We start from the raw sequence: 25,232 nt of genomic DNA, 5'->3' as shown, positions 1-25,232 counted from the left end.
GCAAGACGCAATGACGGGCGGCCCAAGCGCGACGTCGAACCTCGCGGACCGGCACAGCAAATTACCAGGCCCGAACACCGGCAAGATGCCTCCTCAGCAGCCGGGCTATCCTTAGCTATGGAGGCAGCGAGCGACCACGCGGCGGAACCGCGTCTGGTGTCGTTACATGACCTGCATCCCGGTCGCTGCACATCCCGGAGCGGCGCGGGCTGTATTCTAGCCCCCCCGCGGGAAAAGCCCCGCCGTGATTGCGGCAGACCGGGCTTTCTGGGATCAGATCACGTCTTGTTTGCGCTCCGATCAAGTTCACCCTGGTGAATTTCGCATGGATCAAACGGTTCCGCCGAGTGACCCCTCGAGCTGCGCAAGTTCCTGGCCGCCGGCCATCAGGTCCTGAAGCTCCTCTGGCGTGATCTCGCCGCGCTTCGCTGTACCCAAAGTCTGCCCGCGGTTGAGAACCGTGAACCTGTCCCCCACGGCCAGGGCATGGCGGACGTTGTGGCTGATGAAAACCACACCGATGCCCTGTTTGCGCACCCTGTCGATTGTTGCCAGCACATTCGATGTCTGACGCACGCCAAGAGCCGAGGTCGGCTCGTCGAGGATCAGAATCTTGGCGCCGAAGTGCACCGCGCGGGCGATGGCCACTGTCTGGCGCTCGCCCCCCGACAGGGTCCCGACCGCCTGATCAGGTCCGCGCAGGTTGATGCCCATCTTGCGCATCTCCTCCATGGTCACCTCATCGGCATACTTCTTGTCGAAAAGCGTGATCCCTGCGACCTTTTTCACGGGCTCGTTGCCCATGAAGAAGTTGCGGCTGACGCTCATCAGCGGAATCATGGCAAGGTGTTGGTGCACCGTGGCAATCCCGGCCGAAATCGCATCGCGCGGATCCTCGAAGTGCAGCGGTTTGCCCTCGAAATAGATCTCTCCGGCCGTGGGTTTATGCACCCCGGACATGGTCTTGATGAAGGTGGATTTGCCGGCGCCATTGTCGCCCAGAAGACAGTGGCATTCGCCCGGCTTCACATCAAAACTGACCCCGGCCAGGGCGATGACCCGGCCAAAGTGCTTCTTGATGTTCCGCATCTCGATGATCGGCTGCAGGTCGGCGCGTGGGTCGCCGTGATGAAACGGTGTTACTTCAGTCATTTCAACGCTCCCCTGTGATGATGCGACGGATATAGGTGTTCAGGATAACGGCCCCCAGAAGGATCACGCCCAGGAACACCCGGAACAGCGAGCTTTCGACTCCGGCAAAGAACAGGCCCTGTTGCACCACGCCAAAGATCAGCGCGCCAAGTGCCGCCCCCAGAACCGAGCCATATCCCCCGGTCAGAAGCGCGCCCCCGATGACGACCGCAATGATCGCTTCGAATTCCTTGAGCAGACCGCGGTCGGCGCCGGCAGAGCCAAATTCCATCACCTGACAGACGGCAAAGACAGTGGCGCAAAATGCGGTGAACATGAACATCAGGATTTTGACGCGGTTGACCGGAACACCCGAATTCCGGGCGGCCTCAGCATCGCCGCCAGCCGCGAAGATCCAATTGCCGAACTTGGTCTTGGTCAACAGGACATGGCCAAAGATGATCAGCGCAACGGCCCAGACGATCAGCATCGGGATGCCGTCAACGACCGGTTGGCCCTGTTTGGTGCCCCGCTCGAATGTGGCGATAATCCCGGCGTCGCCAAGCCAGGTGAACACACTGCCAAGGATCTTGCCGCCAAAGACCGCGGCCAGCCAGTCGCCTTCGGACACGTCATTGATGCCGCCAATAATGGTTTTGCGCTCGATGACCTGGGGCAGAAAAATGGTAAAGCCCCGCAGAATGAACAGAAACGCCAGAGTCACAATAAAACTCGGAAGCCCGGTGCGTATGACGATCCAGCCATTCAGCCCGCCAATCGCGGTGCACAGAACGAAGGTTGCGAGAATGGCCATCCAGACCGGCCAGCCATAGGTGACCGAGAAAATCGCGATCATCATCCCGGCAAACCCGATCATCGAGCCGACCGACAGGTCGAATTCCCCGGCGATCATCAGCAGGCAGGCGCCGACGGCGATGATCATGAATTGTGCCGAGACGACAGACCAGTTCATGATGCCCTGGCTGTTGAACATGCCGCTGTCAAACGCGAACAGCAGAAAGAAGGTGAACACGGCAATGGTTCCGACGATGCCGCCCAGTTCGGGACGGATCAACGCTTTGCGAAACGCAGAAATCTCTTTGATGCGTTCGTCGGGTTTTGCCGTGGGTTGGGTCGCGTTTGTCATGCGACATCTCCCCAATGACTAGACTTCAAGGTTCCAAGGCGGAAAGGTGCCGTCTCTGCGGCACCTTTCCGGGGTGAGGATCAGCGGTATTCGCCCGCGAACTCCTCGATTTTCCCAAGACCCTCGGCGGTAATGAAGCCCGGGCCGGAGTTGATGTTGTTGCCCGGCAGAACGCCGTAGCGATGGTAGTTGGTCATGACGACAACCGGCAGGTAGGCCTGCAGGAAGGGTTGCTGGTCGATACCCCATTCGATGACGCCGGACTTGATGCCCTCGACGATCTCGCCACCAAGGTCAAAAGTGCCGAAATAGATGTCACCGGCCATGCCGTTTTCTTCCAGCGCCAGCAGCGTCGGATCGGCCGATGTCGGACCGAGGGTCAGTACCGCATCCGTGTCGGGATTGGACGACAGATAGGCCATGACGCGGTTCTTGATCTCGCCCGGGTCCTGACCTGCATCGATCATCTGATTGCCCAGCTCGACACCGAGACCGTCCGCAAACCCCTGGCAGCGCTCCTGCGATGAGGGTTGAACGATGTAGTGGTTCACGCAGAGGAAGGATTGGATGCCGTCCCCCTTGGCGCGCAGACCAGCGGCATATCCGGCGTCGTATTCGGGTTGCCCGACATACATCAGGGCGCCGATTTCACGCGCCTTTTCGGGGCTGCCGGTGTTCATGATGATCACGTCGATGCCGCTGTCGACAGCGTTCTGGATCGGCCCTGCCAGGATGTCGGGATCGGCCAGGGTGGTGATGATGCCATTGGGGCCAGAGGCTGCCGCCTGATCGATTATTCGCGCCATGTCAGCGAGGTCGCCGGTGGGCGGGTTGCGATACTCGACCTCGACGTCCATCTGCTCGCCAGCCAGCGCGATGCCGTTCTTGATGGTGTTCCACCAGCTGTCGCTGTCGGGCGCGTGGCTGACCAGAATGTATTTCTCGCCTTCGGCCTGTGCGCCGGTCGCCGCAATCATCGGCGCTGCCGCAAAAGTGGTCGCTATCGCGAGCGTTTTGATTATCGAACTCATGTTTTCCTCCCTTAAGTCCCGTCCTGCGAGGCGAGTCATTCCCCGGCCTCGCAGCCTACCGTAACGGCAACCCAGAGTTTTTGCAACCGGTTGCAATTCGGAACTGCATTTTCGGCTGTCGCAGGTTCAAATTTGAAGTAGGTTGACATGATTGCAGTCAAACGCGGGCAGAGATGAATGGCAGTGACATTGAAAGAGGTTGCGGAGAAGGCCGGTGTGTCGCGGTCAGCCGTATCGCGCACCTTCACCGATGGCGCGTCCGTTTCAGAGAGTATGCGGCGCAAGGTCGAAAAGGCCGCGCGAGAGTTGGGATACAGCCCCAATGCGCTGGCGTCCTCCCTGACAACCGGCCGCACCAAGCTGATCGGACTGGTGTCCAACAACTTTCACAACCCGATCTTTCTGCAGGTCTTTGACCTCTTCACCCGTGGATTGCAGGAGCGGGGCCTGCGCCCGTTGCTTGTGAACCTGTCGGAAGAGGTCGATCCTGCGAACTCTGTCCGGATGCTGCGGCAGTACTCTGTCGATGGTGTGATCGTTGCCTCGTCAACCCTGCCACCGGGATTTGGCACCGGATTTCGCGATGCGGGGGTGCCGGTTGTGCATTCCTTTGGCCGATTTTCCGCCGCCCCTGACGTCCATGTGGTCGGCATCGACAACCAGGAAGCCGGGCGACTGGCCGCCCGAACCCTGGTGCAGCGTGGCTATACCCGGGTGGGTTTCATGGGCGGGCCGAAATTTGCCACCTCGACCCAGGACCGTCATGCCGGCTTCAACGCAGAAATGTCAAAGCATCCGAGGGTTGCGCTGAGCTGTTCCTATGCCCGGAATTATTCCTTTGATGCCGGGCGGGAAGAGATGCTGCGCCTGTTGAAACAGGATCCCGCCGAAGCCTACTTCTGCGGCGATGACGTGCTGTCGATCGGGGCGTTGTCAGCGATAGAAGACAGTGGGCTCGAATGTCCGCGCGATGTGGGCATCCTTGGGCTGAACGACATGGAAATGGCCCGGTGGAACAACATCAACCTGACGACGATCCGACAGCCGATCCGGCAGATCATCACCTCTTCCATCGAGCTGATGGCAGCGACGCTGAATGACCCTGACCGATATCCGGAGGCGCGGATATTTTCCTGTTCTGTGGTGGAGCGGGGCACGTTGCGCCCCGCTGCCAAAGCCTAGCGGAACATAGGCGGGCGCGCGTCCATCCAGGCGCCGTTTTGCCGGGCGGAGGCGACAGCGGTATGTACCGCCGCCATCGACCGCACACCGGCCTCTGCACCGGGCAGGCCATCCCGCGCCGCCCCCGAAATTGCATCCGCAAGATCGCAGTATATATTGGCCACGGCGAGCGGGAACCCTTCGGGATGGGCAATCGACACGCGGCTGAGGCGTGTCGCCTCCTCACAAAGGCCGCCCTCGCCTTTTTCGATGATCTGGGTGCGGCCTCCGACCGGCGTATAGATCAGCTGGTTCGGCTGTTCAGACGCCCAACGCAGGCCGCCTGTTTCGCCAAAGATCTGGATGTCGAACCCATGCTGTCGGCCAATCGCCACGGATGAGGTCCAAAGCCTGCCCACGGTGCCGCCAGCCATGCGAAAGTTGACCATCGCATCGTCTTCCAACTCCCGGCTTGCAATGGTTGAGGCGAAATCGGCGGACAGCGTCTCAACCTCGTCATCGCAGACGAAACTCGCCATATGCAGCGCGTGAATGCCGCAATCGGCGAATTGGCCGGAAACACCGGCCATCCTGGGGTCGTAGCGCCAGCGGACACGTGGATTATCCGCATCGGTGGCGTCGCCGTGGTGGCCGTGGCTGAAGTTTGTGACCACCAGGCGGACCTTGCCGATCTCGCCGTTGCGGACCATGGCGCGGGCCTGCCGGACCATGGGATAGGCGGAATAGCAGTAGTTTACTGCACAAATCCTGCCGGTTTTTTCGGCCACGCGGACGATGTCCTCGCCTTCTTCGACGGTCATTGTCATCGGCTTTTCACACAGCACGTTAAAGCCCGCTTCGAGGAAGGATTTGGTTATCTCGAAATGCGTGGCATTGGGCGTCGCGACCGTCACCAGATCGATGCGATCCGCGCGGCCGCGCTCGCCTTCCAGCATCTCTTTCCAGTCGCCATAGGCGCGGCCCGCTTCGATCCCCAGCCGCTGCGCATAGGCCCGGCCCTCTTCCGCGCGATGGTCGAGCGCTCCGGCCACGAAGGCAAAGCGTCCATCCGCCTGTGCACCCAACCGGTGCGCTGGTCCGATCTGGCTGCCTTCGCCGCCCCCGATCATGCCCCAATTCAGTTTTGTCATGTCCTTGCCCCTCAGTTGAAGCCAATGGATTCCAGATATTCGCGGTTCTTGCGGGCGTCCCCCAGCGTGTCGGGATCAAGCGTCGGATCGCAGTCCTGCTCGACCGTGCACCAGCCTTCGAAGCCCGCATCCAGCAGCAACTGGCGAACGGCGGGAAAATTCACGTCGCCCTCCCCCAGGTTGCAAAAGATACCCTGACCACAAGCGTCGTAGAATCCCGTGCGGTTCTCAATCACACCTGCCTTTACCTTTGGGTCAATATCCTTGAAGTGCATATAGGAAATCCGCCCTATGTGACGCGTCATGAAGGCCACGGGATCGAACCCCGCATAGGAGTGGTGGCCGGTGTCAAAGCAGATTTTGAGGATCGATTCATCGACCTCATCCAGCAGTCGCTCCAGCTCCGGCTCAAAATCCATGAACCCCGCAGCATGGGCGTGGATGCCCACGGTCAGCCCGTATTCCTGCGTGCCGATACGCGCGCTTTGCGCAATGCGGTCACGGTAGGCCGTCCATTCGGCGCGGTCCATCTGCTCGGCCTCGCCGACACGGCCGGCGGTCGGCGCACGGCGCGGTGAAATCGAGTCGATCAACACCATGTGTTTGGCCCCATGGGCCTTCAGCACCCTGGCCGTGCGATGCGTTGCATCCAGCACATCGCCCCATGCGTTCGGGTCGTGATAAGGGCGAAAAACCACGCCACCGATCAGCTCCAGACCATTTTCGGCCAGGCCATCGCCCAGCTCGGCAGGATCTTCGGGCATAAAGCCGACCGGGCCGAGCTCGATACCCTTGTACCCGGCAGCGGCGCATTCCTTGAGCACATGCTGCCATGTCGGGTTGCGCGCGTCCTCGGCGAATTCGACCCCCCATGAGCAAGGCGCGTTGCCAATTCTGATCGTCATTATTCGATGTCTCCCATCATCAAAAATCGTTGATGTCTTTCCATGTGTCACTGTCGGCAGAGGCCAGGGTGGCGGCGATGACCCGGTTGACCTCATGCCCGTCGCGGAAGGTGGGCCAGCGGGGTTCGCCGCCTGCGATGGCGGTCAGGAAATCCTTGGCCTCGATGATGATCTGGTCCTGGTATCCGGTGCCATGCCCCGGCCCCTGACAAAAATGTTCATAGTCCGGATGCGCCGGGCCGGTCAGGATCTTGGTAAAGCCGCGGATCTCCTCCGGCCCGTCCATGCGATAGAGCCAGAGCGCATTCTGATCCTCCTGATCAAAGCGAATCGCGCCTTTTGTCCCTGATATTTCATAGGCGTAGCCCATCTTGCGCCCGGTGGCCACGCGGCTGAAATACATCTGCCCCATGGCCCCGTTTTCAAACCGGCACATCATCTGGGCGTGGTCATCATTGGTCACCGCGCCGCCGGGACGGGCGGCGTGAACGGTTTCGTAGAGCCCCATGACTTTTGCAATGGGCCCGATCAGAGCCAGCGCACCATTGATCATATGCGGCGCCAGATCGCCCATGGTGCCATTGGCCATGCCGCTGGTGCGCCAGGTCGCCGGAGCTTCGGGATCAGCATAGAAATCTTCCGTGTGCTCTCCCCGGAAAGCTGTGATCTCGCCGATGGTGCCATCGGCGATCAGCTTGCGCGCGAACTGGCTGGCGGGGGTGCGGATGTAGTTGAATCCCACCATGTTGACCACGCCCGCAGACTCGGCCGCCGCCACCATGGCCGCGCTGTCTTCCAGCGACGCGCCCAACGGCTTCTCGCAGAGCACCGGCTTGCCGAGGCAGAAGGCCGCCTCCGCAATCCGGCGGTGCGTTTCCTGCGGCGTGGCGATCACAATGGCTTCGACCTTCGGGTCTTCCACCAACACCCGCCAATCGTCGGTGGCCCGTGCAAAGCCATAGGCCGCGCGATACCGTTCGGCGCTTTGCTCAGAGGTTGCGCAAACCATCTCAAGCCGCGGCTTGAGGGCGGTGTCAAAAACCGCGCCCACCGCAGACATGGCGACCGCATGCGCCTTGCCCATGTAGCCCCCGCCCAGAATGCCCACTCCGATTTCCGCCATTTCCCTGCCCTCCCCTCGCCGGCAATCACCGGACGCGTTTTCAGTTTGCAACCGGTTGCAAACGGTGTATCTTGAGTCTAGACATCTCGCAAGCGTCATTTCACCGACGTTCAGGATTTCCAGGGGAGGGATCGCTCACATGACGACGACAGACGGCACCATCCGGCTGACCACGGCCCAGGCGATCATTCGCTGGCTCGCCAATCAGTATATCGAAATCGACGGCGAAGAACTCCGGGTCTGCGGGGGCGGTTTTGGCATTTTCGGGCATGGCAATGTGACCTGCCTCGGCGAGGCGCTCTATGGCCTGCGGGAGGAGCTGCCGCTGTACCGGGGCCAGAATGAGACCAGCATGGGATTCGCCGCCGCGGGCTATGCCAAGCAATGGCTGCGCCAGCGTTTCATGTTCTGCACCGCCAGCGCGGGACCGGGGACCGCCAACTTGCTGACCGCCGCCGGGTTGGCCCATGCCAACCGGTTGCCGATGCTGATGCTGTGCGGTGATGCATTCATTACGCGGCTGCCCGATCCGGTGTTGCAGCAGATGGAGAACTACTACGACCCGACCCTCGGCGTGAACGATGCGTTCCGGCCCTGCAGCCGCTATTGGGATCGCATCTGCCACCCGGCGCAGGTGATCCAGTCCCTGCCCGCCGCACTTGCCACCATGCTCGATCCCGCCGATTGCGGCCCCGCCTTCATTGGCCTGCCGCAGGATGTGCAGGGCTGGAGCTATGACTACCCGGAGGTGTTTTTCGAACGTCGCGTCCACCGCATCCGCCGTCAGGCGCCCGATCTGTCCGAGATCCAAGATGCGGTCGCGGCGTTGCAACGCGCCGAGCGTCCGATCATCGTCGCCGGTGGCGGGGTGCAGTATTCGCGTGCGGTCAAGGAGCTGACAACCTTTGCCGAGGCGCATCAGATCCCCGTGGTCGAGACCATCGCCGGCCGTGCCAATATGCTGGCGACACATGACCTCAACATCGGCCCGATCGGCGTGACCGGATCCGACAGCGCCAACGCAATCGCAGAAAAAGCCGATGTGATCGTGGCGGTTGGCACGCGGCTGCAGGATTTCACCACCGGATCCTGGACCGCCTTTGCCAAGGACGCGCAGATTATCGGCATCAATGCCGCGCGCCATGACGCGGCCAAACATCGCTCCCTGACGGTTGTGGGCGATGCCAGGCTCTCTCTGACGGCGCTTGACGCGGCGCTGGCCTACAAGGCGCCGGACAGCTGGGTGGGTTTCGCGCAGGCCGAGCGCCGCAAATGGGATGAATATGTTGCCGAAAACATCGAGCCCGGCAACCGGCCCAATTCCTACGCGCAGGCCATCGGCGTGGTGAACGCGCTTTGCGATCCCCGCGACCGGATTGTGGCTGCGGCCGGCGGTCTGCCTGCCGAAGTCACCGCCAACTGGCGGACGCTGGATATCGGCACCGTGGATGTGGAATTTGGCTTCTCCTGCATGGGCTACGAGATCGCGGGCGCTTGGGGGGCCCGCATCGCGCAGGCCGAGCGGGAACCCGAACGGGACACCATCACCTTTTGCGGTGACGGATCCTACATGATGCTGAACTCGGATCTCTATTCTTCGGCGCTCAGCCGCAAGAAGCTCATCGTGATGTTGCTCGACAATGGTGGGTTTGCGGTCATCAACAAGCTGCAGAACAATACCGGCAACGAGAGTTTCAACAACCTGCTGGAAGATTGCCCGACCATCCCGGAACCGTTCGGCGTGGATTTCGTGGCCCATGCCGCCTCGATGGGAGCCAAGGCCGAGAAGGTCGCCAACCCGGCGGAACTGGGCGAGGCCTTCAAGCGGGCCAAGGCATCGGACAGGAGCTATGTGATCGTGATGGATGTCGACGCCTACGAAGGCTGGACCACCGAAGGCCACGCCTGGTGGGAGGTCGGCACGCCGCATGTGACAGACAGTGACCGGGTGCGCGTGGCACATCAGGACTGGGAATCCTCCCGAGCCAAGCAACGGCGGGGCGTCTAGATGACTGCGCTGATTGACGGGATCCGCAAGGGCAATTTCGCGGTCTTCGGACGGGCGGGCATGGACATGTTCGCGGATCCGCCGGGCACCCGCGCCGACGAGGCCGAGATGTTCAGGGCCGATCTGGGGGGCTCTTCGGCCAATATCTGCGCCGGGCTCTGCAAGCTCGGGATGCAATCGGCGCTGATCACCTCGGTCAGTGATGACAATGTCGGACGCTTCTGCACCAACCGATTGCGCCACTACGGCGTGGATACGCAGTATGTGAAGGTCCTGGGCGGCGAATACCGCGTCTCGCTCGCGGTCTATGAGAGCGTTCTGGAGGAATTCCAGCTCTGCATCTATCGCAACAACGCGGTGGATTTTCAGGTGACGGAGGAGGACGTCGACCGGGTGAACTACGCTGATTTCGGCGCGTTGATCACCGCAGGCACGGTGTTTGCGGCGGAGCCTTCGCGCGGCTCCACCTTCCGCGCGTTTGAGAATGCCCGCAAGGCCCGCTTGCCGGTGATTTTTGACATCGACTATCGCCCCTATAGCTGGCCCTCGGCCGAGGTTGCCTCCGAAGTGCTGACCCGCGCCGGTGAGGAAAGCGACCTGATTGTCGGCAACGACGAAGAATTCGGCTTTATGGCGGGCGGCATTGAGAAGGGGCTGGACAAGGCCCGCGAACTGGCCGCCAAGGGCAAGATGGTGATCTACAAGATGGGCCACGAAGGCGCCCTGACGCTGGCGGATGGCGCGGAAATCCGTACCGGCATCTACCCGGTCACGGCCATCAAACCCAACGGCGCGGGCGACAGCTTCATGGCGGGTTTCCTCGCCTCAATCGCCGGAGGCCGCACCCTGAAGGACGCGGTCCTGCGCGGTTCTGCCTGCGCCTCCATCGTCGTCAGCCAGCCTGGCTGCGCCCCCGCCATGCCCACCACTTCCGAGCTTGACGCCTTTCTGGCAGAGCGCTCGGGCCCTACGGACGTCTGAGAGGAATCCAGGATGCATATCGCGCCGCATGACAACCAGAACAAACCCATCGTTGACGCCAATCACGACCTGGTGCCGTTGAACTATTTCAATATCGTCACCCTCCGGAAAGGCGAAACATTCGACTATGCCGTGCCGGGCTATGAAACCTGTATCGTCCCCGCGACCGGAACCGTCGATGTGGATGTGGACGGGGCGGGCTTTGACAGGCTCGGCAACCGCGGCGTCGATGTTTGGGACGGCGAGCCGGAAGGGGTCTATGTGCCCTCCGGTGCCAGGACCCGGATGACCTGTGTCAGCGACACGGCAGAGGTGTTTGTTGCCGGCGCCAAATATGACAAGGTGCTGGAGCCTTTCGACATTCGCGAGGCCGAGCTTGACCTCGTGCAATATGGCAGCGACGACACCAAGACCCATCGCAAGATCAAGCACATCCTCGGCGCCAACCAGCATGACAAGGTCGGTCGCCTGCTGGTGAGTGAGCTGTACACCGTGGGGGCGGGCGGCTGGTCAGGCTTCCCGAGCCACAAACACGACACCGACCGCCGCGCCGACAGCGGCGCGTTGATTGAAACGCGCCACGACGAGACCTACAATTTCCGCTTCAAACCCAACAAGGGCTCCGGCCTGCAGATGCTGCAGCGCGCGGACAATGAGCCGGGCGATGCCTATCACATCATGGATCGCTCGACGGTGCTGATCGACAAGGGCTACCACCCGTGCTGCGCCCTGCCCGGCTATGAGATGTATTATTTCACCATCCTCGGGGGTCTGTCGCAACGCTCGCTGAAACAATACTTCCAGCCGACCCATGCGGAGCAGTTGCACACGATCCCCGGCATCATGGACATGGTGGCAAAGTTCAAATGACCCTTGTAACCCTTGCAGACGTTCTGAAACCGGCCCTGCGCGAAGGTCATGCTGTGGCAGGCCTGGTGACATTGGGATGGGAAGACATGCGCGCCTATGTGGCCGCCGCCGAAGCCGAGGCTGTGCCGGTGATCCTGCAGGCCGGCCCGTCGTGTCGCGACCACACGCCGCTGCCGGTGCTGGGAGCGATGTTCCGGCATCTGGCCGAAGGCGCGTCGGTGCCCGTGGTGGCACATCTCGACCATGGCTATACAGCCGAGGACTGCCGCATCGCCATCGACAGCGGCTTCACCTCGGTGATGTTCGACGGTTCACGCAAGCCTTTGGCGGAAAACATCGATGAAACGGCGGCGATCGTCGAAATGGCCCGTGCGGCGGGCGTTTCTTGTGAGGGCGAGATCGGCTTTGTCGGCTATTCCGGCGGCGAAGGCTCTGCCGGCACCGACCCCGATGAAGCAGAGCAATTCGCGCGCCAGACCGGGGTGGATGCGATGGCGATCTCGGTCGGCAATGTACATCTGCAGCAGGACAAACAAGGCGGCCTGGACGAGGACCGCATTCGCGCCATCGAGGCGGTCACGCAGGTTCCGCTGGTCATCCACGGCGGTTCCGGCGTGCCGGTGGCTCAGCGCCGGGCGCTCGCGCATGGTTCGGCCATCTGCAAGTTCAACATCGGGACAGAGCTGCGAATGGCATTTGGCACCGCGCTGCGCTCTGCGGTGAACAGCGATCCGGATCGCTTTGACCGGGTTCAGATCCTTCGCGAGACCCACACGCCGCTGGTCGCGGCCACCCGTACCGTGCTGCAGGCCTTCAAAGGGGCATGACATGCTGAATATCGGACTTCTCGGCTGCGGCAGAATTGGGCAGGTGCACGCCCGCTCCATCAGCCAGATCGACGGTGTTCGCGTCACTGCGGTGGCCGATGCCTTTGACGCGCCGGCCAGGGCGCTGGCGGACAGAACCGGCGCGGCGGCGATGGGGGCCGCAGACCTCATTGCCAGCGCCGAGGTGGATGCCGTTGTCATCGGCACCCCGACAGACACCCATTTTGACCTGATCCAGGCCTCTGCGCGCGCCGGCAAGGCGATCTTCTGCGAAAAGCCGGTGGACATGTCGGCCGACCGGATCCGCGCGTGCATCACGGCGGTCGAGACCGCAGGCGTTGCGTTCATGACCGCGTTCAATCGGCGCTTCGACCCCAATTTTGCCAGTCTCCAGACCCGTTTGAAATCCGGCGAAATCGGCGATGTCGAAATCGTGACAATCCAATCGCGCGATCCGTCACCGCCCCCCATCGGCTACATCAAAAGCTCCGGCGGCCTGTTTCGCGACATGATGATCCACGACCTCGATATGGCCCGCTTCCTGCTCGGTGAAGAGCCCGTGACCGTCTATGCGGTGGGCGCATCGCTCGTCGATCCACAGATTGGCCAGTCCGGCGATGTGGACACCGCAGCGGTCACGCTGACCACAAGAAGCGGCCGCATCTGCCAGATCACCAATTCCCGGCGCGCCAGCTACGGCTACGATCAACGGATCGAGGTGCATGGCGAAAAAGGCATGCTACGGGCCGAGAACATGCTGGAAAACACCGTCGAGGTCGCCACGCCTGCGGGCTTTACAAAGGCCCCGGCAAAGCACTTCTTTCTCGAACGATATGAGGCCGCGTTTCGGGCCGAGATGTCCTATTTCGTGGCGGCCGTGGCGGGCCGGACGAAAATCTCACCGGGAATTGAGGATGGCTTGCGCGCGCAGCTTCTGGCGGACGCCGCGACGCGCTCATTCGAGGAGGCCAGGGCAGTCCACGTGGGCTGACTGAGGCGGAGGGCCGGATCTCATCATGGTGGCGGTTGCCAAAGCCTGCAAAACCACCCGCAACCAGGCGCCGGAGCCGCAAAGCTCCGCCTCCCGCAATGTTCTAGGGGCGCGCCATCGTCTGCCGAAATCGCATCAGCGCGATCACAAAGAACAGGATGCTCACCGCAGCCATCTTCAGGATTTCAGGCCAAACCGTCTCAAGCCCCGCGCCACGGTAGAGGATTGCCTGGGAAAAGGCGACGAAATGGGTGGAGGGCGCGGCCTGCATGAGCGTTTGCAGCCAGGCCGGAATACTCTCGATCGGCGTGGTGCTCCCCGACAACAGGTTCATGATCACCAGAACCGGGATCACCAGCAGGCCGAATTGCGGCATCGACGTTGTGAATGTGGCCAACAAAATGCCAAGGCCCGTGACCGAGACGAGGTACAGAACTGTGCCTGCGACAAAGACCGGGACAGAGCCCGCAACGGGCACATCCAGCACCCCCTGCACCACGAAGATAAGCGACAGGATCGCGCCAATCACGATCACGAGGCCATTGGCCCAGATCTTGGCCAGCATGATCTCCGACGCGGTCACCGGCATCACCAGCAGATGCTCGATCGTGCCATGTTCCCGTTCCCGAATGAGGGCAGCACCCGTCAACAAGATGGCCAGAATGGTGACGTTGTTGATGATCTGCATCACAGAGGTGAACCAGATGGATTGCAGGTTTGGATTGAACTGCGCCGTGACCACAAGGTCAATCAGCCCGCTTTCGGAACCGTCATCCCCGGTGATGAACCGCTGGATCTCGGCTGCGATGATCTGTTGCAGGTAGATCGATCCGTTGCCCGCCTGCGTCATTGCCGTTGCATCCACGTTGAGTTGCACAGACGGGTATGCGCCCGAAAGCACATCCGCCTCGAACCGTGGCGGAAAGGACAGGACAAACACGAACGTGCCCCGGTCCATGACCTGCCCCAACTCCGGCAGGGCGATCCGTTGCGGGATCTCGAATTCGGGCGGCAGAATGGCATCCACGATGCGCCCGGTCAGCTCGGACTGATCGAGATCGACATAGGCGACAGCAGCATTGCGGACTTCGGTTCTGGCCCCGGTGGCGACGGCATAAATGGCGAAGCTGAACATATACGCAACCAGCAGCAGCAATATCGGATCGGCCGACAGGCTGCGCAGTTCTTTCACCCCAAGACGCCAGATGTTGATCAGCCAACGTCCCATATCACCTCTCCTGCTTGCTGAGCAAAACGATGGCAGCCGTGAGGAACAGAACCGCAAACAGGCCCAAGGCCATAAAGTTCAGCCAAAGCTCTGAAAAGGCGAGACCTTTGGTGAAGGTTCCGATGCTGATCTGCTGATACCACGCCGCTGGAAAGGCGAGCCCGAAAAGCCGCGCCCCGCCCGAAAGCGATGAGACCGGGACCAGAAGCCCCGAGAAATTGACCGCCGGGATAATGGCGATCACCGCGGTCGCGAAGGTCGCCGCGACCTGCGTTCTGGTGAATGTGGAGACCAGCACACCAAAGCCCGTGGTCGCCAGGATGTAGAGGAACGTCCCCGTGAACAGCGTCACTGCCGAGCCTTTGATCCCGACGCCAAACACGAAGTAGGACATGGCCAGAAGCGTGACAAAGCTGATCATGGCGATGACGATGTAGGGCAATTGCTTGCCCAGAAGGAACTCGCCCCGCGTCACCGGCGTCGAGCGGAAATTGGCGATAGCGCCGGTTTCCTTTTCCCGCACCACACCCATTGCGGCCATCATCGACGGGATCAGCACGAGCATCATCATGATGACCGAGGGCACCATGGCATTCACGCTCTCGAAGGACTGGTTGTAGCGAAATCGTGTCTCGATCCCGGCGCCGGTTGTGCTGATGACCTCGCCATAGGTGCGTTCGGTCTGTTCCTCCATATAGGACAGCGCCAGCCCCTGCAGGTAGCCGCGCGCGGTTTCGGCGCGAAACGGCATGGCCCCATCAATGGCCACGCGGATCTCGGGGGGGTGGTCTGCGCGCAGGATGTCACGTCCAAACCCGGAAGGGATTTCAAGGGCGATGGCGATCTCGCCCGCGCGCAGACGCGCATCCAGTTCCGCCCTGCCGAGGGCGGCGGAGTGTTCCTCAAAGAAACGCGAACCCGAGAAGGCCTGCAGCAACGCACGGCTTTCGGCGCTCTGATCCTGATCCGCAACGGCATAGGGCAGATTTTCCACATCAAACGAAATGCCGTAGCCGAAGGTCAGCATCAGGAGGACGGGCCCAAGCAAGGCGAAAGCAAGCCGGAGCGGATCGCGCATGATTTCTGTCGCCTCCCGCCGCGCGAATGCCCAGATGCGCAACGGATCAAACGGGCCCTCCCCTTTGCGGGTGGCGCGGGGCGGCACCGCCGAAACCGGTTGCGAAGGGTCTCCGGCCTCTGCTCCGGCCACCGGTCCCGCTTCCGCTTCAGCCTCCGATCCAGCCTCGCGCAGGTAGCTGACAAAAGCCGCGTTCAGGCTCTGTGCTCCGCGCGCTGCGACTATTTCGTGCGGGGTGCCGACGGTCAGGACGCGGCCCGCGTGCATCAGCGAAATCCGGTCGCAGCGTTCCGCCTCGTTCATGAAATGGGTCGAGACGAAGATCGTCACGCCCTGCCCGCGGGACAGGTCCACAAGAAGCCGCCAGAAGGCGTCGCGTGCAATCGGATCGACGCCGGACGTCGGCTCGTCAAGGATCAGAATTTCGGGGCGATGGATCACCGCAACCGCCAGCTGCAACCGTTGCCGGATCCCGAGCGGCAAGGCCTCGGGCCGCGCATCCGCCTCCGCGCAGAGTTCGAAGGTCTCCAGCATTTCGGACACCCTCGCAGCCCGTGCGTCGGCGGGAATGCGGTACAGTTCGGCATGCAGTTCCAGGTTCTGGCGCACGGTGAGTTCCGAATAGAGCGAAAAGGACTGCGACATGTAGCCGACGCGCTGACGCGTCCGCATATCACCCGCGTCCAGATGTTCGCCAAAAAGCAACGCTTCGCCCCGGCTCGCAGGCAGCAGGCCCGTGAGCATCTTCATCGTGGTCGTCTTGCCGCAGCCGTTCGAGCCAAGGAAGCCGAAGATCTCGCCCTTGGCAATTTCAAAATCCACCCTGTCGACGGCAGTGAAATCCCCAAACCTGCGCGTGAGCGCGATCGCCTGCACGGCAGGGCCATCACCCGAAGGCACGAAGGGCGGAACCACCACCTCTGCATGACCGGAGCGCATCTCTTCGGGCAGCAGGGCAATGAAGGCTCCGTCCAGGGTCTCCTGTCCGGTCTTTTCGCGCAATTCGTCCGGGCTGCCGGTGGCAATAACCTGTCCGCCGGACATCGCCGCCAGCCAGTCGAAACGCTCAGCCTCTTCCATATAGGCCGTCGCCACCAGAACGCTCATCCCGGGGCGGTCGGCCCGGATCCGGTCGATCAGATCCCAGAACTGCGCGCGCGACAGCGGGTCGACACCCGTCGTCGGTTCGTCAAGGATCAGCAGATCCGGGTCGTGGATCAGCGCGGAACACAACGACAGCTTCTGCTTCATGCCGCCCGACAGCTTGCCTGCGGGGCGGTCGGGAAACGGGTCAAGACCTGTGGCCAGAAGCAGATCCCTGATGCGGGCGCGCCGTTCCGCGGCCGGTTGCGCAAAGAGTCTGCCAAAGAAATCAAGGTTCTCGGCAACCGTCAGCGTCGGATAGAGGTTCCGCCCAAGCCCCTGCGGCATATAGGCGATGCGGTGATTGCACGCCCTGCGATGGTCTGGGTCCCGGATGTCGGCGCCCAAAACCTGCAGCCCGCCGGTCTGGAGCCGCCGCACCCCGGCAGAGAGCGCCAGCAGCGTGGATTTCCCCACCCCGTCCGGACCGATGAGCCCCGCCATGCAGCCTGCCGGAACATCAAGGCTGACATCGTCGAGCGCGGCAATTGCGCCATAGAGATGGGTCACGCCTGACAGCTGAATGGCGGCAGGCCGTGTCATTGCGGCAGCTTCACGGCAAGCTCTGCGGGCCAGTCGGCATCGGTGTCAACGCGCACATACCCCATGCCCGGAACGCCGGCGCGGGCGCGGTCGCGATAGGTCATCAGCAGATCGGGCGCGATGGTCAGATTGACCCGAAACATCAGCCCGTCGCGTTCCTCCTCTGTCTCGACAGAGCGGGGGGTGAACTGCGCCGAGCTGGCAACGAAGGTCACAGTGGCCGGGATGACATATTCGGGAATCGCATCAAGGATGATCCGCGCCTCGGCACCGATGGCCAGCCGGGCGGCAGCGCGCGTCGGCAGGAAGATCGACATATACATGTCCGACAGGTCGGTCAGCGTTGCAACACGCCCCCCCGCCCCCAGAATTTCGCCTTCCTGCGCCAGAACATATTGCACGCGTCCGGCGCGCGGCGCAGTCAGATTGGCGTCGTCGATCAGGGACTGCAGCCGTTCAACAGATGCCTCGGCCGCCGCAATCGTCGCGTCGGCCAGCGGGATGCCTGCCTCCGCCGCCGCAAGGGCGGCCTGGGCCGTTTCCAGAACCGTGCGTTGGCCATCCAGCCGCGCCTCGCTGATAAAACCGTCCTCAAAAAGCTGGGAAACCCGATTGAATTCCGCCTGCACCGTGACACCCTCCGAGCGGCGCTGACGCAACAGGGCCTCTGCCTGAAGTTTCTGCTGCTGCGCCTGACGCACCAGTGCCTGCGCCGCATGCAGCTCGGCCGCCAGCTCCAGCGTATCCATACGCGCAATCAGAGCACCCGCTTCCACCCAATCCCCTTTGTCGATGAACACTTCGTCGATGCGCCCGGAAAGCCGGGTCGCGATCCCGATCCGCCCCGCTTCAATCCGCCCGTTGGATGCGGCGATGCCCTCCGGGAGCGTCGGCGCCATGGCGCTTTGCCACCAATAGGCCCCTGCCCCGGCGAGCAGCAAACCAGCGATCACAAGGATAGACCAAACCCGTTTCATTCTTTGTCACCCATCGCGACCACTCCTGCCCCACCCGGCGAACGAAGCGCCGTTCGCCCTTTCCTGCCCCGCATCTGCCATCTGTAGGCGTTCGCGGATTGACACAGATCAATCGGCGACAGTCCCGCCGCAGTAATCAGAGATCATACGCAACCAGATCGTGCATCTCAGGATTCCCGGAAAGGCCATCACATGGCGAGCGTCACCACACTTCATGAACCGTCCAAGCCCAAAGCAGCGCCCCGCAAGGCCCCGCAGCCTTTGACGCGGTCTTTGGTGCAGCCTGTCGGCGCGGACCCGGACAGCATGCCGGTTTCGCAGGCGCACACAACGCTGGAAGAGGCTCTGGACAAAGGGCTCAAGGCCGCAATCGCAAAGTCTACGGCAGGGCTGTCGCCGATCGCGCTTGCCGCCGCCTGCTCGGACTGGGCGCTGCATCTCGCATCCGCGCCCGGCAAGCAGCTTCAGCTTCTTGAGAAGGCCGCGAAGAAATCTGCGAAACTGGCCAGCTATGCGGCCACCTGCGCCAGCCATCCGGACAGCCCCCGCACCTGTATTCAACCGCTGCCACAGGACAAACGGTTCCGCAGCGATGCCTGGAAGGCCTGGCCCTACAATCTGATCCACCAGACCTTTCTGCTCAACCAGCAATGGTGGCACAACGCCACGACCGGCGTCGCTGGCATGACCAAACAGCACGAAAACGTCATGGAATTCGTCTCGCGCCAGATTCTTGATTTTGTTTCTCCGTCCAATTTCATCCTGACAAACCCCGATGTGCTGCAAAAGACCGCTCAGGACGGGGGATGGAACCTTGTGCGTGGCTGGCAGAACTATCTGGAGGACGCCACCCGGCTGGCCACCGGCGAAAAGCCCGTCGGCGCAGAGGCATTCCGGGTTGGCGAGAACCTGGCGACCACTCCCGGCAAGGTGGTCTATCGCAACCGGCTGATCGAACTGATCCAATACGCGCCAACCACCGACACCGTGCGACCCGAGCCGATCCTGATCGTGCCCGCCTGGATTATGAAATACTACATTCTTGATCTGAGCGAGACGAATTCGATGGTCCGGTTTCTGACCGCTCAGGGCTTTACCGTGTTCATGGTCTCCTGGATGAACCCGGATGCCGGGGACAGAGACCTGGGCATGGACGATTACGTGACCCATGGGGTGATGGACGCATTGGACGCGGTGCAGACCATCCTTCCCGACGAAAAGGTGCATGCGGTTGGCTACTGCCTGGGCGGCACGCTGCTGTCGATTGCGGCCGCCGCAATGGCGCGCGACCAGGACGACCGGCTCCGGACCCTGACGCTGCTGGCGGCACAGACGGATTTTACCGAAGCCGGAGAGCTGCAGCTCTTCATCAACGAAAGCCAGCTGACCTACCTTGAGGATATGATGTGGGACCAGGGCTATCTGGACACATCGCAAATGGCGGGAACCTTTCAGCTGCTGCGCTCCAACGATCTGATCTGGTCCTATATCATCCATGATTATCTGATGGGGGAGCGCACCCCGATGATCGACCTGATGGCCTGGAATTCGGACGCCACGCGCATGCCCTATCGGATGCACTCCGAATATCTGCGCAGGCTCTATCTGAACAACGATCTGGCAGAGGGGCGCTACCAGGTCGGCAAAGCCCCGGTGACCGTCTCCGATATCCGCGCGCCCGTGTTTCTGGTCGGGACAGAACGCGACCACGTGGCGCCGTGGCATTCCGTCTACAAGTTCAACCTGCTGTCCGACACCGACGTCACCTTCGTTCTGACCAGCGGCGGGCACAATGCGGGCATCGTCTCGGAACCGGGGCACCCGCGCCGCCACTACCGCATCGCGTCGGGCACAAAAGACGCGTCCTATATCGACCCGGATCGCTGGATGGCCGAGATACGCCCGACCGAGGGATCATGGTGGCCCGCGCTGACCGACTGGCTGGCCGAACAGTCGGGCGCGCCGACAACGCCGCCGCCCCTTGGGGCGCCCGACCACGGCTATCCCCCGCTATGTGATGCACCAGGCACCTATGTCTTGCAGGAGTAAGCAGCTATGACCCATACTCTCCTGAAGGGCAAACGCGGGCTGGTTGTCGGTATCGCCAATGAACATTCCATCGCTGCGGGCTGCGCCAATGCCTTCCGCAACGCCGGGGCCGACCTTGCCGTCACCTATGCCAACGCGACCTCAAAACCCTATGTCGCGCCCGTGGCAGAGGCGCTGGAGGCCGCCATCTTCCTGCCGCTGAACGTTCAGGATGACGCCGAAACAGCGGCCGTGTTCGACAGGATCGCTTCGGACTGGGGGCGGTTGGATTTCCTCCTGCATTCTGTGGCCTTCTGCCCACGCGACGATCTGCACGGCCCGGTCAGCCAATGCTCGAAAGAGGGCTTCGCCGAGGCCATGGACATCTCGGTCCATTCTCTGATCCGCCTGACAAAGCTGGCCGTGCCGTTGATGACGGACGGCGGCAGCATCCTGACCATGAGCTATTATGGCGCGGAAAAAGTGGTCGACAATTACAACATCATGGGGCCGGTGAAATCGGCACTTGAAGGTACGGTGCGCTATCTGGCGGCTGAGCTTGGCCCGCGACAGATCCGGGTCAATGCGCTGTCCCCCGGCCCGGTACAGACCCGCGCGGGCTCGGGGATCGCCCATTTTGACGCCTTGATCAATGACGCCCGCAAACGCGCTCCGACGCGCAGCCTCGTGTCGCTCGAAGACATCGGCCATGTGGCCACCGGCCTCGTCAGCGATCTGTCCGCCAAGGTGACAGGCGACATTACCTACGTCGATGGCGGCTACCACGTGGTCGCATGACTGCACCACAGAGACACCGTCCCCGGCGCGCCCGGCCGTTCCGGCGCTTCGCCCTGCGTTCCCTGTGAACCCGCGCTCACTGACGCCGCAGGCCTCGATCTGAGCTGCGGTGCCTCCGCTGCCCAGCCATCGCAAGCGGGAGTGTTTTTCTGTGCCGAGGCCAAGGGCGCCCTCGATTTCACGTTGAGTTTCGTTATTTTCCAGTCCGATCCAGCGAAACACCTGCACCGGTTCCGGTGCAGCCATGCGTCAGAGAGTTGAGCCAAATCATTCTGCGAAATGGGCGCAAGCGTTGGGTGGGGCGCCGGATGGGTCACCAGATGCATTCCGGCCACATGGGCCTGTGCTGTCCGTGGGATGCGCGGGCCGTGAAATGGGCGGAAAATCCTCTGGCGTGATGGTCTCACGCTCCAGCAACAATGCAGCCCCTGCCCTGAGCTGTGCCAAATGCGCCGACAAAACCGCCCTCGCCTGGTCATAGGCCTGCTCAAGCAAAGCCCGCACCGCCAGGTCGATCTCGCGCGCGGTCTGTTCTGAATAGTCCCGCGCCATCCGCATCGATCCGCCTTGGTTGAGGTACTGGCCGGGCTTTTCCTCCAGGACAGCCTGACCAACCTCCGGCGACATGCCGAATCTGGTGACGCATTCGCGCGCGATATCAGTCGCTTTGACCAGATCGTCCGATGCGCCGGTGGAGACCTCGTCAAAGATCAGCGCCTCCGCGGCCCGCCCCGCCATCAACACGGCCATGCGGTCTTTCAACTCGCGAAACGTGATCAGAAAGCGATCCTCGGTGGGGCGCTGCATTGTATAGCCCAGAGCCCCGATCGACCGTGGAATGATCGAGACCTTGTGAACGGGATCCGCATGGGACACGTTTGCGGCAACCAGCGCGTGTCCCATTTCATGATGGGCAACGCGAGCGCGTTCGGCCTCCCCCAGTACCCGCGACTTGCGCTCCACCCCCGCCACGATCCGCTCCACCGCTGCCGTCAGGTCCGACATGCCGACCCTGTCGCCATCGCGCCGCGTCGCAACGATGGCCGCCTCGTTCATCAGATTGGCCAGATCAGCCCCGGTGAAGCCGGTCGTAATCGCCGCCACCTGATCGAGGTCCACATCATCGGCGAGGGCTATGCCCTTGGCGTGGACCTTCAGGATTGCCGCCCTGCCCTTGCGCTCGGGCCGGTCAACAACGATCTGGCGATCAAACCGACCCGCCCGCAACAGGGCAGCGTCCAACACTTCGGGCCGGTTGGTCGCCGCCAGAAGGACAATTCCCACCCGAGGATCGAACCCGTCAAGCTCCGACAGAAGCTGGTTCAACGTCTGCTCCTTCTCGTCACCGCCGCCATAGCCCCCGACAGCAGATCGCGCCCGCCCGAGCGCATCCAACTCATCGATGAAGATGATGCAGGGCGCCGCCTGCCGCGCCTGTTCAAAGAGGTCGCGCACCCGGGCTGCCCCGACCCCCACAAACATCTCGACAAACTCCGAACCCGAGATCGAGAAGAAGGGCACGCCCGCCTCCCCCGCCACCGCGCGGGCCAGCAGCGTCTTGCCGGTGCCCGGCGGGCCGACCAGCAAAATACCCTTGGGAATATGGGCCCCAAGCCGTCCGTATTTTTCCTTGTCCTGAAGAAAGGAAACGATTTCCTGCAGCTCGCCCCTGGCCTCATCGATGCCTGCAACATCCGCAAACGTGACGCCGGTTTTGGTCTCCAGATAGACCCGGGCCTTGGATTTCCCGATGTTGACGAGGCTCCCGAACCCCTGAGACCCGGACATGCGCCGCAACAGGATCATCCAGAGGCCGAAGAACAGAAGAACCGGCAAAATCCATGACAAGAGCGTTGTCAGCCAGGTCTGGTCCGAGGCCCCGGTGATGGCGACATCATATTGCGCCATCTCAGACAGGAAATCCGGGTCCACACGGTGCACAACGAAATGGTCACGCCCCTCCACAGGCTCGGTAAAACTGCCTTCGATCAGGGTTTCCGTCACCGTCAGACCGGCAATTGAACCGGCGTCCAGACTGTCGCGGAATTCACTGTACGACAGCGTCATCACATCGCGATATCCGACCCAGGCCTGGATCCCAAGCCAGACCACGGCCGCGACCAGCCAGAAGCTCCAGTTGAACTGATTTTGCTTTTCCATTGTCGTTTTCCTCGGGGCGGCGGCAGCAGAGACCCCTGATTTGCGGGCGGCCTTCTGTCCGGTGATCACACTCTGGACAGTCATGGGGAGATGCGATTGACATTGATCAATCCCCGGACGCGGAACCGGACACTGATCTCAAACAAGAAAACACATCTCGATTTTGCTATATTTTACCATGGGCACGGATCCTGTGTCGGGATCCCGCTCCGCCTATCCGAGGTGGCGTTCAATCAGCGCCAGCAGATCCTCAACCGCTGTTGCGTCCAGTTCGCGCCCTTTCAGATCGATCCGCAGCGCATTGAGGCCGATTTCCGCGCTGAGATCACCACCACCGGGCAGACTGCGCGCGCCCATCCGGGTGACCTGACGCGGGCGCCCGCCGCGGGCGTTTTCTCTGGGCGCCGGGTCCAGGGCGGCCAGGGCTGCCTCCAACAGGCGGGTCTCGGCGCGGGCATCTTCCGGAGCAGACGCCGCCAACGCCTTGCGCAGAGGCCCCTGCCCGCCCGAGCGCAAGGCCGCCGCGAGCTTCAGCCCGACCTTTTCCGACATCATGTTCGGATAGTACAGCAGATCGCCCAGCCCCTCATGCACGGCGGCAAAGCTGCGCACCTTGGACCGTTTCGCCTTGGAGGCGGCGGCAAACAACACCTCGACCGCCTCCTCGACGGTGGCAAACACGCCCTGCCCCGCCACCAGCACCGCAACACGGCCGCGTTCATAGGGGGTCAGATTGGCGCGCAGCTCGTTTTCCTCGACCATCGCCACATAGGCCTCGGCGCGCTCCGTGCCTTGCCGCAAAAAGGCCGGGATCTCCTCGAACCCTTCGCGGCTGCGGTTGAGCCGGGCAAAGGCCTCCAGCCGCCGGAATCCCGACACCAGACCATAGGCGCCGTCCTCCAGCGCCACCACCTCGATCGGGCTGCGCAGGCCGTTGTCGCGAATGGAGCCGATCAGCTCCTGCAGTTCCTCCTCGGCCAGCTGCATCCGGTCGCGGCGCAGATAGTCGCGGTCGATCCGGACCAAAGGCACCATCACCACGGCCTGACCCGCGTCCTCGGCGTCGCGCCATTTGCGGGCGTCCGCCTTGTCGCGGGCCTGCTCGACCCGGTCGGCCACCGCTGTCATCCCGTGCAGCTGCGCCGCCTCGGCCGAAACTTTGGCAATCGGCGGTGCCTTGGCCAGCGCCCCGGGCAAGCTCCCGGATTGCGGGTTTTCAAAGGGGTTCACCCCCGGTTTCGCGGCGAAACCTTCCTCGATCTTTTCGATTTCGGCGGCATCCGGGGCGCTCAGTCGTCTGCGTTTTGCCATTTTACTCTGCCCCTTCCATCTGAACGTCGCGCCACCAGCTGCCGATAAGCAGCTCTTTGAACTCGGCATAGGTCCGGTCGAAGGTTTCACGCCCGCGTACATAGGTATCGCGGTTGAAGTCGCGATAATCCGCCTCATAGATCCCATTCACCTGCTCTCCCGCCTGGCCCACGAGGGCCGTCACATCCTGACGGTAGGCATTCATGAAATCGCCAAAATAGGCCTGGATCACATTCGCCATGTCCGTCTGCTGACTGGCGTCAAAGCGCGTGATCAGCGCCCGTACTACATCCCATTCGAACTTAATTTCAGGCAAACCGGCCGCACGCTGCGCAACGTTCTCGCCCTCCTCGATCGAGGCGAAGGTGGAATAGAGCATGTCAAAGAACCGCCCCGTCGAGTCAAATTCCAGAAAAGACGCCCCCAGCGGCACCAGCAGGATATCGGCGGCGGCGAGCGCATTGATGGTCAGATAGCCAAGCGCGGGCGGGGTGTCGAGGAACACGATGTCATAGTCGTCCAGCACGCCATCGTCCTGCAGGAAATTATTCAGCGCATCCCACAGCGGCCAGCTGCGCAGCCCCATCCGCCAGACCGGGATCTGGAATTCGGCCCAATAGAGGTTCAGCTGCGCGCCGAT

General features: G+C 62.2%; 20 protein-coding genes. 8 read left to right on the top strand and 12 right to left on the bottom strand.

The window, feature by feature from the left end; translation table 11 throughout:
- Nucleotides 1-330: 330 nt before the first annotated feature.
- From FGE21_RS16325 to FGE21_RS16315, 3 genes are all read right to left on the bottom strand, one after another.
- Nucleotides 331-1,152 carry an ATP-binding cassette domain-containing protein gene (locus FGE21_RS16325; protein ID WP_139664490.1) on the bottom strand — a complete coding sequence of 274 codons (822 nt, stop codon included), beginning with the start codon at nucleotides 1,150-1,152 and terminating at the stop codon, nucleotides 331-333.
- Between the two features lies 1 nt (nucleotide 1,153).
- Nucleotides 1,154-2,278 carry an ABC transporter permease gene (locus tag FGE21_RS16320; RefSeq protein WP_139664489.1) on the bottom strand — a complete coding sequence of 375 codons (1,125 nt, stop codon included), beginning with the start codon at nucleotides 2,276-2,278 and terminating at the stop codon, nucleotides 1,154-1,156.
- Nucleotides 2,279-2,358: 80 nt separating this feature from the next.
- Nucleotides 2,359-3,309 (bottom strand): sugar ABC transporter substrate-binding protein, encoded by a 951-nt coding sequence (locus FGE21_RS16315; protein ID WP_139664488.1) that lies wholly within the window; start codon nucleotides 3,307-3,309, stop codon nucleotides 2,359-2,361.
- Nucleotides 3,310-3,486: 177 nt separating this feature from the next.
- Between FGE21_RS16315 and FGE21_RS16310 the strand changes: the two genes are divergently transcribed.
- Nucleotides 3,487-4,491: a LacI family DNA-binding transcriptional regulator gene (locus FGE21_RS16310; protein ID WP_139664487.1), complete on the top strand. Its 1,005-nt coding sequence runs from the start codon at nucleotides 3,487-3,489 to the stop codon at nucleotides 4,489-4,491.
- On the opposite strand, the gene FGE21_RS16305 is transcribed toward FGE21_RS16310, so the two are convergent.
- From FGE21_RS16305 to FGE21_RS16295, 3 genes are read right to left on the bottom strand one after another with little or no spacing between them, the layout of a single operon-like run.
- Nucleotides 4,488-5,621 carry a Gfo/Idh/MocA family protein gene (locus FGE21_RS16305; RefSeq protein WP_139664486.1) on the bottom strand — a complete coding sequence of 378 codons (1,134 nt, stop codon included), beginning with the start codon at nucleotides 5,619-5,621 and terminating at the stop codon, nucleotides 4,488-4,490. The two genes, FGE21_RS16310 and FGE21_RS16305, sit on opposite strands and share 4 nt — an antisense overlap.
- 11 nt (nucleotides 5,622-5,632) lie before the next feature.
- Nucleotides 5,633-6,526, bottom strand: a complete 894-nt coding sequence (locus FGE21_RS16300) for a TIM barrel protein (protein WP_139664485.1) — start codon at nucleotides 6,524-6,526, stop codon at nucleotides 5,633-5,635.
- 19 nt (nucleotides 6,527-6,545) lie between these two features.
- Nucleotides 6,546-7,649 carry a Gfo/Idh/MocA family protein gene (locus FGE21_RS16295; RefSeq protein WP_139664484.1) on the bottom strand — a complete coding sequence of 368 codons (1,104 nt, stop codon included), beginning with the start codon at nucleotides 7,647-7,649 and terminating at the stop codon, nucleotides 6,546-6,548.
- A 139-nt stretch (nucleotides 7,650-7,788) separates the two neighbouring features.
- Between FGE21_RS16295 and iolD the strand changes: the two genes are divergently transcribed.
- From iolD to iolG, 5 genes are read left to right on the top strand one after another with little or no spacing between them, the layout of a single operon-like run.
- A complete protein-coding gene (gene iolD / locus FGE21_RS16290) occupies nucleotides 7,789-9,657 on the top strand; it encodes a 3D-(3,5/4)-trihydroxycyclohexane-1,2-dione acylhydrolase (decyclizing) (RefSeq protein ID WP_139664483.1) in 1,869 nt (622 codons plus the stop codon).
- Entirely contained in the window at nucleotides 9,658-10,638 is a 981-nt protein-coding gene (gene iolC / locus FGE21_RS16285) for a 5-dehydro-2-deoxygluconokinase (RefSeq protein WP_139664482.1), read from the top strand.
- Between the two features lie 12 nt (nucleotides 10,639-10,650).
- Nucleotides 10,651-11,508: a 5-deoxy-glucuronate isomerase gene (locus tag FGE21_RS16280; RefSeq protein WP_139664481.1), complete on the top strand. Its 858-nt coding sequence runs from the start codon at nucleotides 10,651-10,653 to the stop codon at nucleotides 11,506-11,508.
- Nucleotides 11,505-12,335: a class II fructose-bisphosphate aldolase gene (locus FGE21_RS16275; protein ID WP_139664480.1), complete on the top strand. Its 831-nt coding sequence runs from the start codon at nucleotides 11,505-11,507 to the stop codon at nucleotides 12,333-12,335. The genes FGE21_RS16280 and FGE21_RS16275 overlap by 4 nt, the downstream gene beginning before the upstream one ends.
- Before the next feature lies 1 nt (nucleotide 12,336).
- The gene (gene iolG / locus FGE21_RS16270) at nucleotides 12,337-13,326 is read left to right on the top strand and encodes an inositol 2-dehydrogenase (RefSeq protein WP_139664479.1); all 990 of its coding nucleotides are present in this window, start codon (nucleotides 12,337-12,339) and stop codon (nucleotides 13,324-13,326) included.
- Between the two features lie 103 nt (nucleotides 13,327-13,429).
- Here iolG and FGE21_RS16265 read toward each other — a convergent pair whose 3' ends face one another.
- Genes FGE21_RS16265 through FGE21_RS16255 form a run of 3 tightly spaced genes read right to left on the bottom strand, consistent with a single transcriptional unit; the run spans nucleotide 13,430 to nucleotide 18,295 of the window.
- On the bottom strand, nucleotides 13,430-14,554 hold the full coding sequence (locus FGE21_RS16265) for an ABC transporter permease (RefSeq protein ID WP_139664478.1): 1,125 nt from the start codon (nucleotides 14,552-14,554) through the stop codon (nucleotides 13,430-13,432).
- A 1-nt stretch (nucleotide 14,555) separates the two neighbouring features.
- A complete protein-coding gene (rbbA, locus tag FGE21_RS16260; protein ID WP_139664477.1) occupies nucleotides 14,556-17,318 on the bottom strand; it encodes a ribosome-associated ATPase/putative transporter RbbA in 2,763 nt (920 codons plus the stop codon).
- Complete coding sequence (locus FGE21_RS16255) at nucleotides 17,315-18,295, bottom strand: HlyD family secretion protein (protein ID WP_139664476.1); 981 nt, start codon at nucleotides 18,293-18,295, stop codon at nucleotides 17,315-17,317. The genes rbbA and FGE21_RS16255 overlap by 4 nt, the downstream gene beginning before the upstream one ends.
- Nucleotides 18,296-18,487: 192 nt before the next feature.
- Here FGE21_RS16255 and FGE21_RS16250 point away from each other — a divergent pair, with 192 nt between their 5' ends.
- Together FGE21_RS16250 and fabI are read left to right on the top strand one after the other, a co-directional pair.
- Nucleotides 18,488-20,344, top strand: coding sequence for an alpha/beta hydrolase (locus FGE21_RS16250; protein WP_139664475.1), 1,857 nt, complete (start codon nucleotides 18,488-18,490; stop codon nucleotides 20,342-20,344).
- 6 nt (nucleotides 20,345-20,350) lie between these two features.
- Complete coding sequence (fabI, locus tag FGE21_RS16245; protein ID WP_139664474.1) at nucleotides 20,351-21,121, top strand: enoyl-ACP reductase FabI; 771 nt, start codon at nucleotides 20,351-20,353, stop codon at nucleotides 21,119-21,121.
- A 267-nt stretch (nucleotides 21,122-21,388) separates the two neighbouring features.
- Here fabI and ftsH read toward each other — a convergent pair whose 3' ends face one another.
- The 3 genes from ftsH to FGE21_RS16230 form a co-directional block, all read right to left on the bottom strand.
- Nucleotides 21,389-23,281 (bottom strand): ATP-dependent zinc metalloprotease FtsH, encoded by a 1,893-nt coding sequence (ftsH, locus tag FGE21_RS16240; RefSeq protein ID WP_139664473.1) that lies wholly within the window; start codon nucleotides 23,279-23,281, stop codon nucleotides 21,389-21,391.
- Nucleotides 23,282-23,494: 213 nt separating this feature from the next.
- Entirely contained in the window at nucleotides 23,495-24,592 is a 1,098-nt protein-coding gene (locus tag FGE21_RS16235) for a ParB N-terminal domain-containing protein (RefSeq protein WP_139664472.1), read from the bottom strand.
- A 1-nt stretch (nucleotide 24,593) separates the two neighbouring features.
- On the bottom strand, nucleotides 24,594-25,232 hold a 639-nt coding region (locus FGE21_RS16230; RefSeq protein WP_176695468.1), incomplete at its 5' end, for an AAA family ATPase.

This window comes from Phaeobacter sp. B1627 (genome assembly GCF_006265095.1).
Classification (GTDB): Bacteria; Pseudomonadota; Alphaproteobacteria; order Rhodobacterales; family Rhodobacteraceae; genus Epibacterium.
This window is presented reverse-complemented; position numbering and strand designations above follow the sequence as displayed.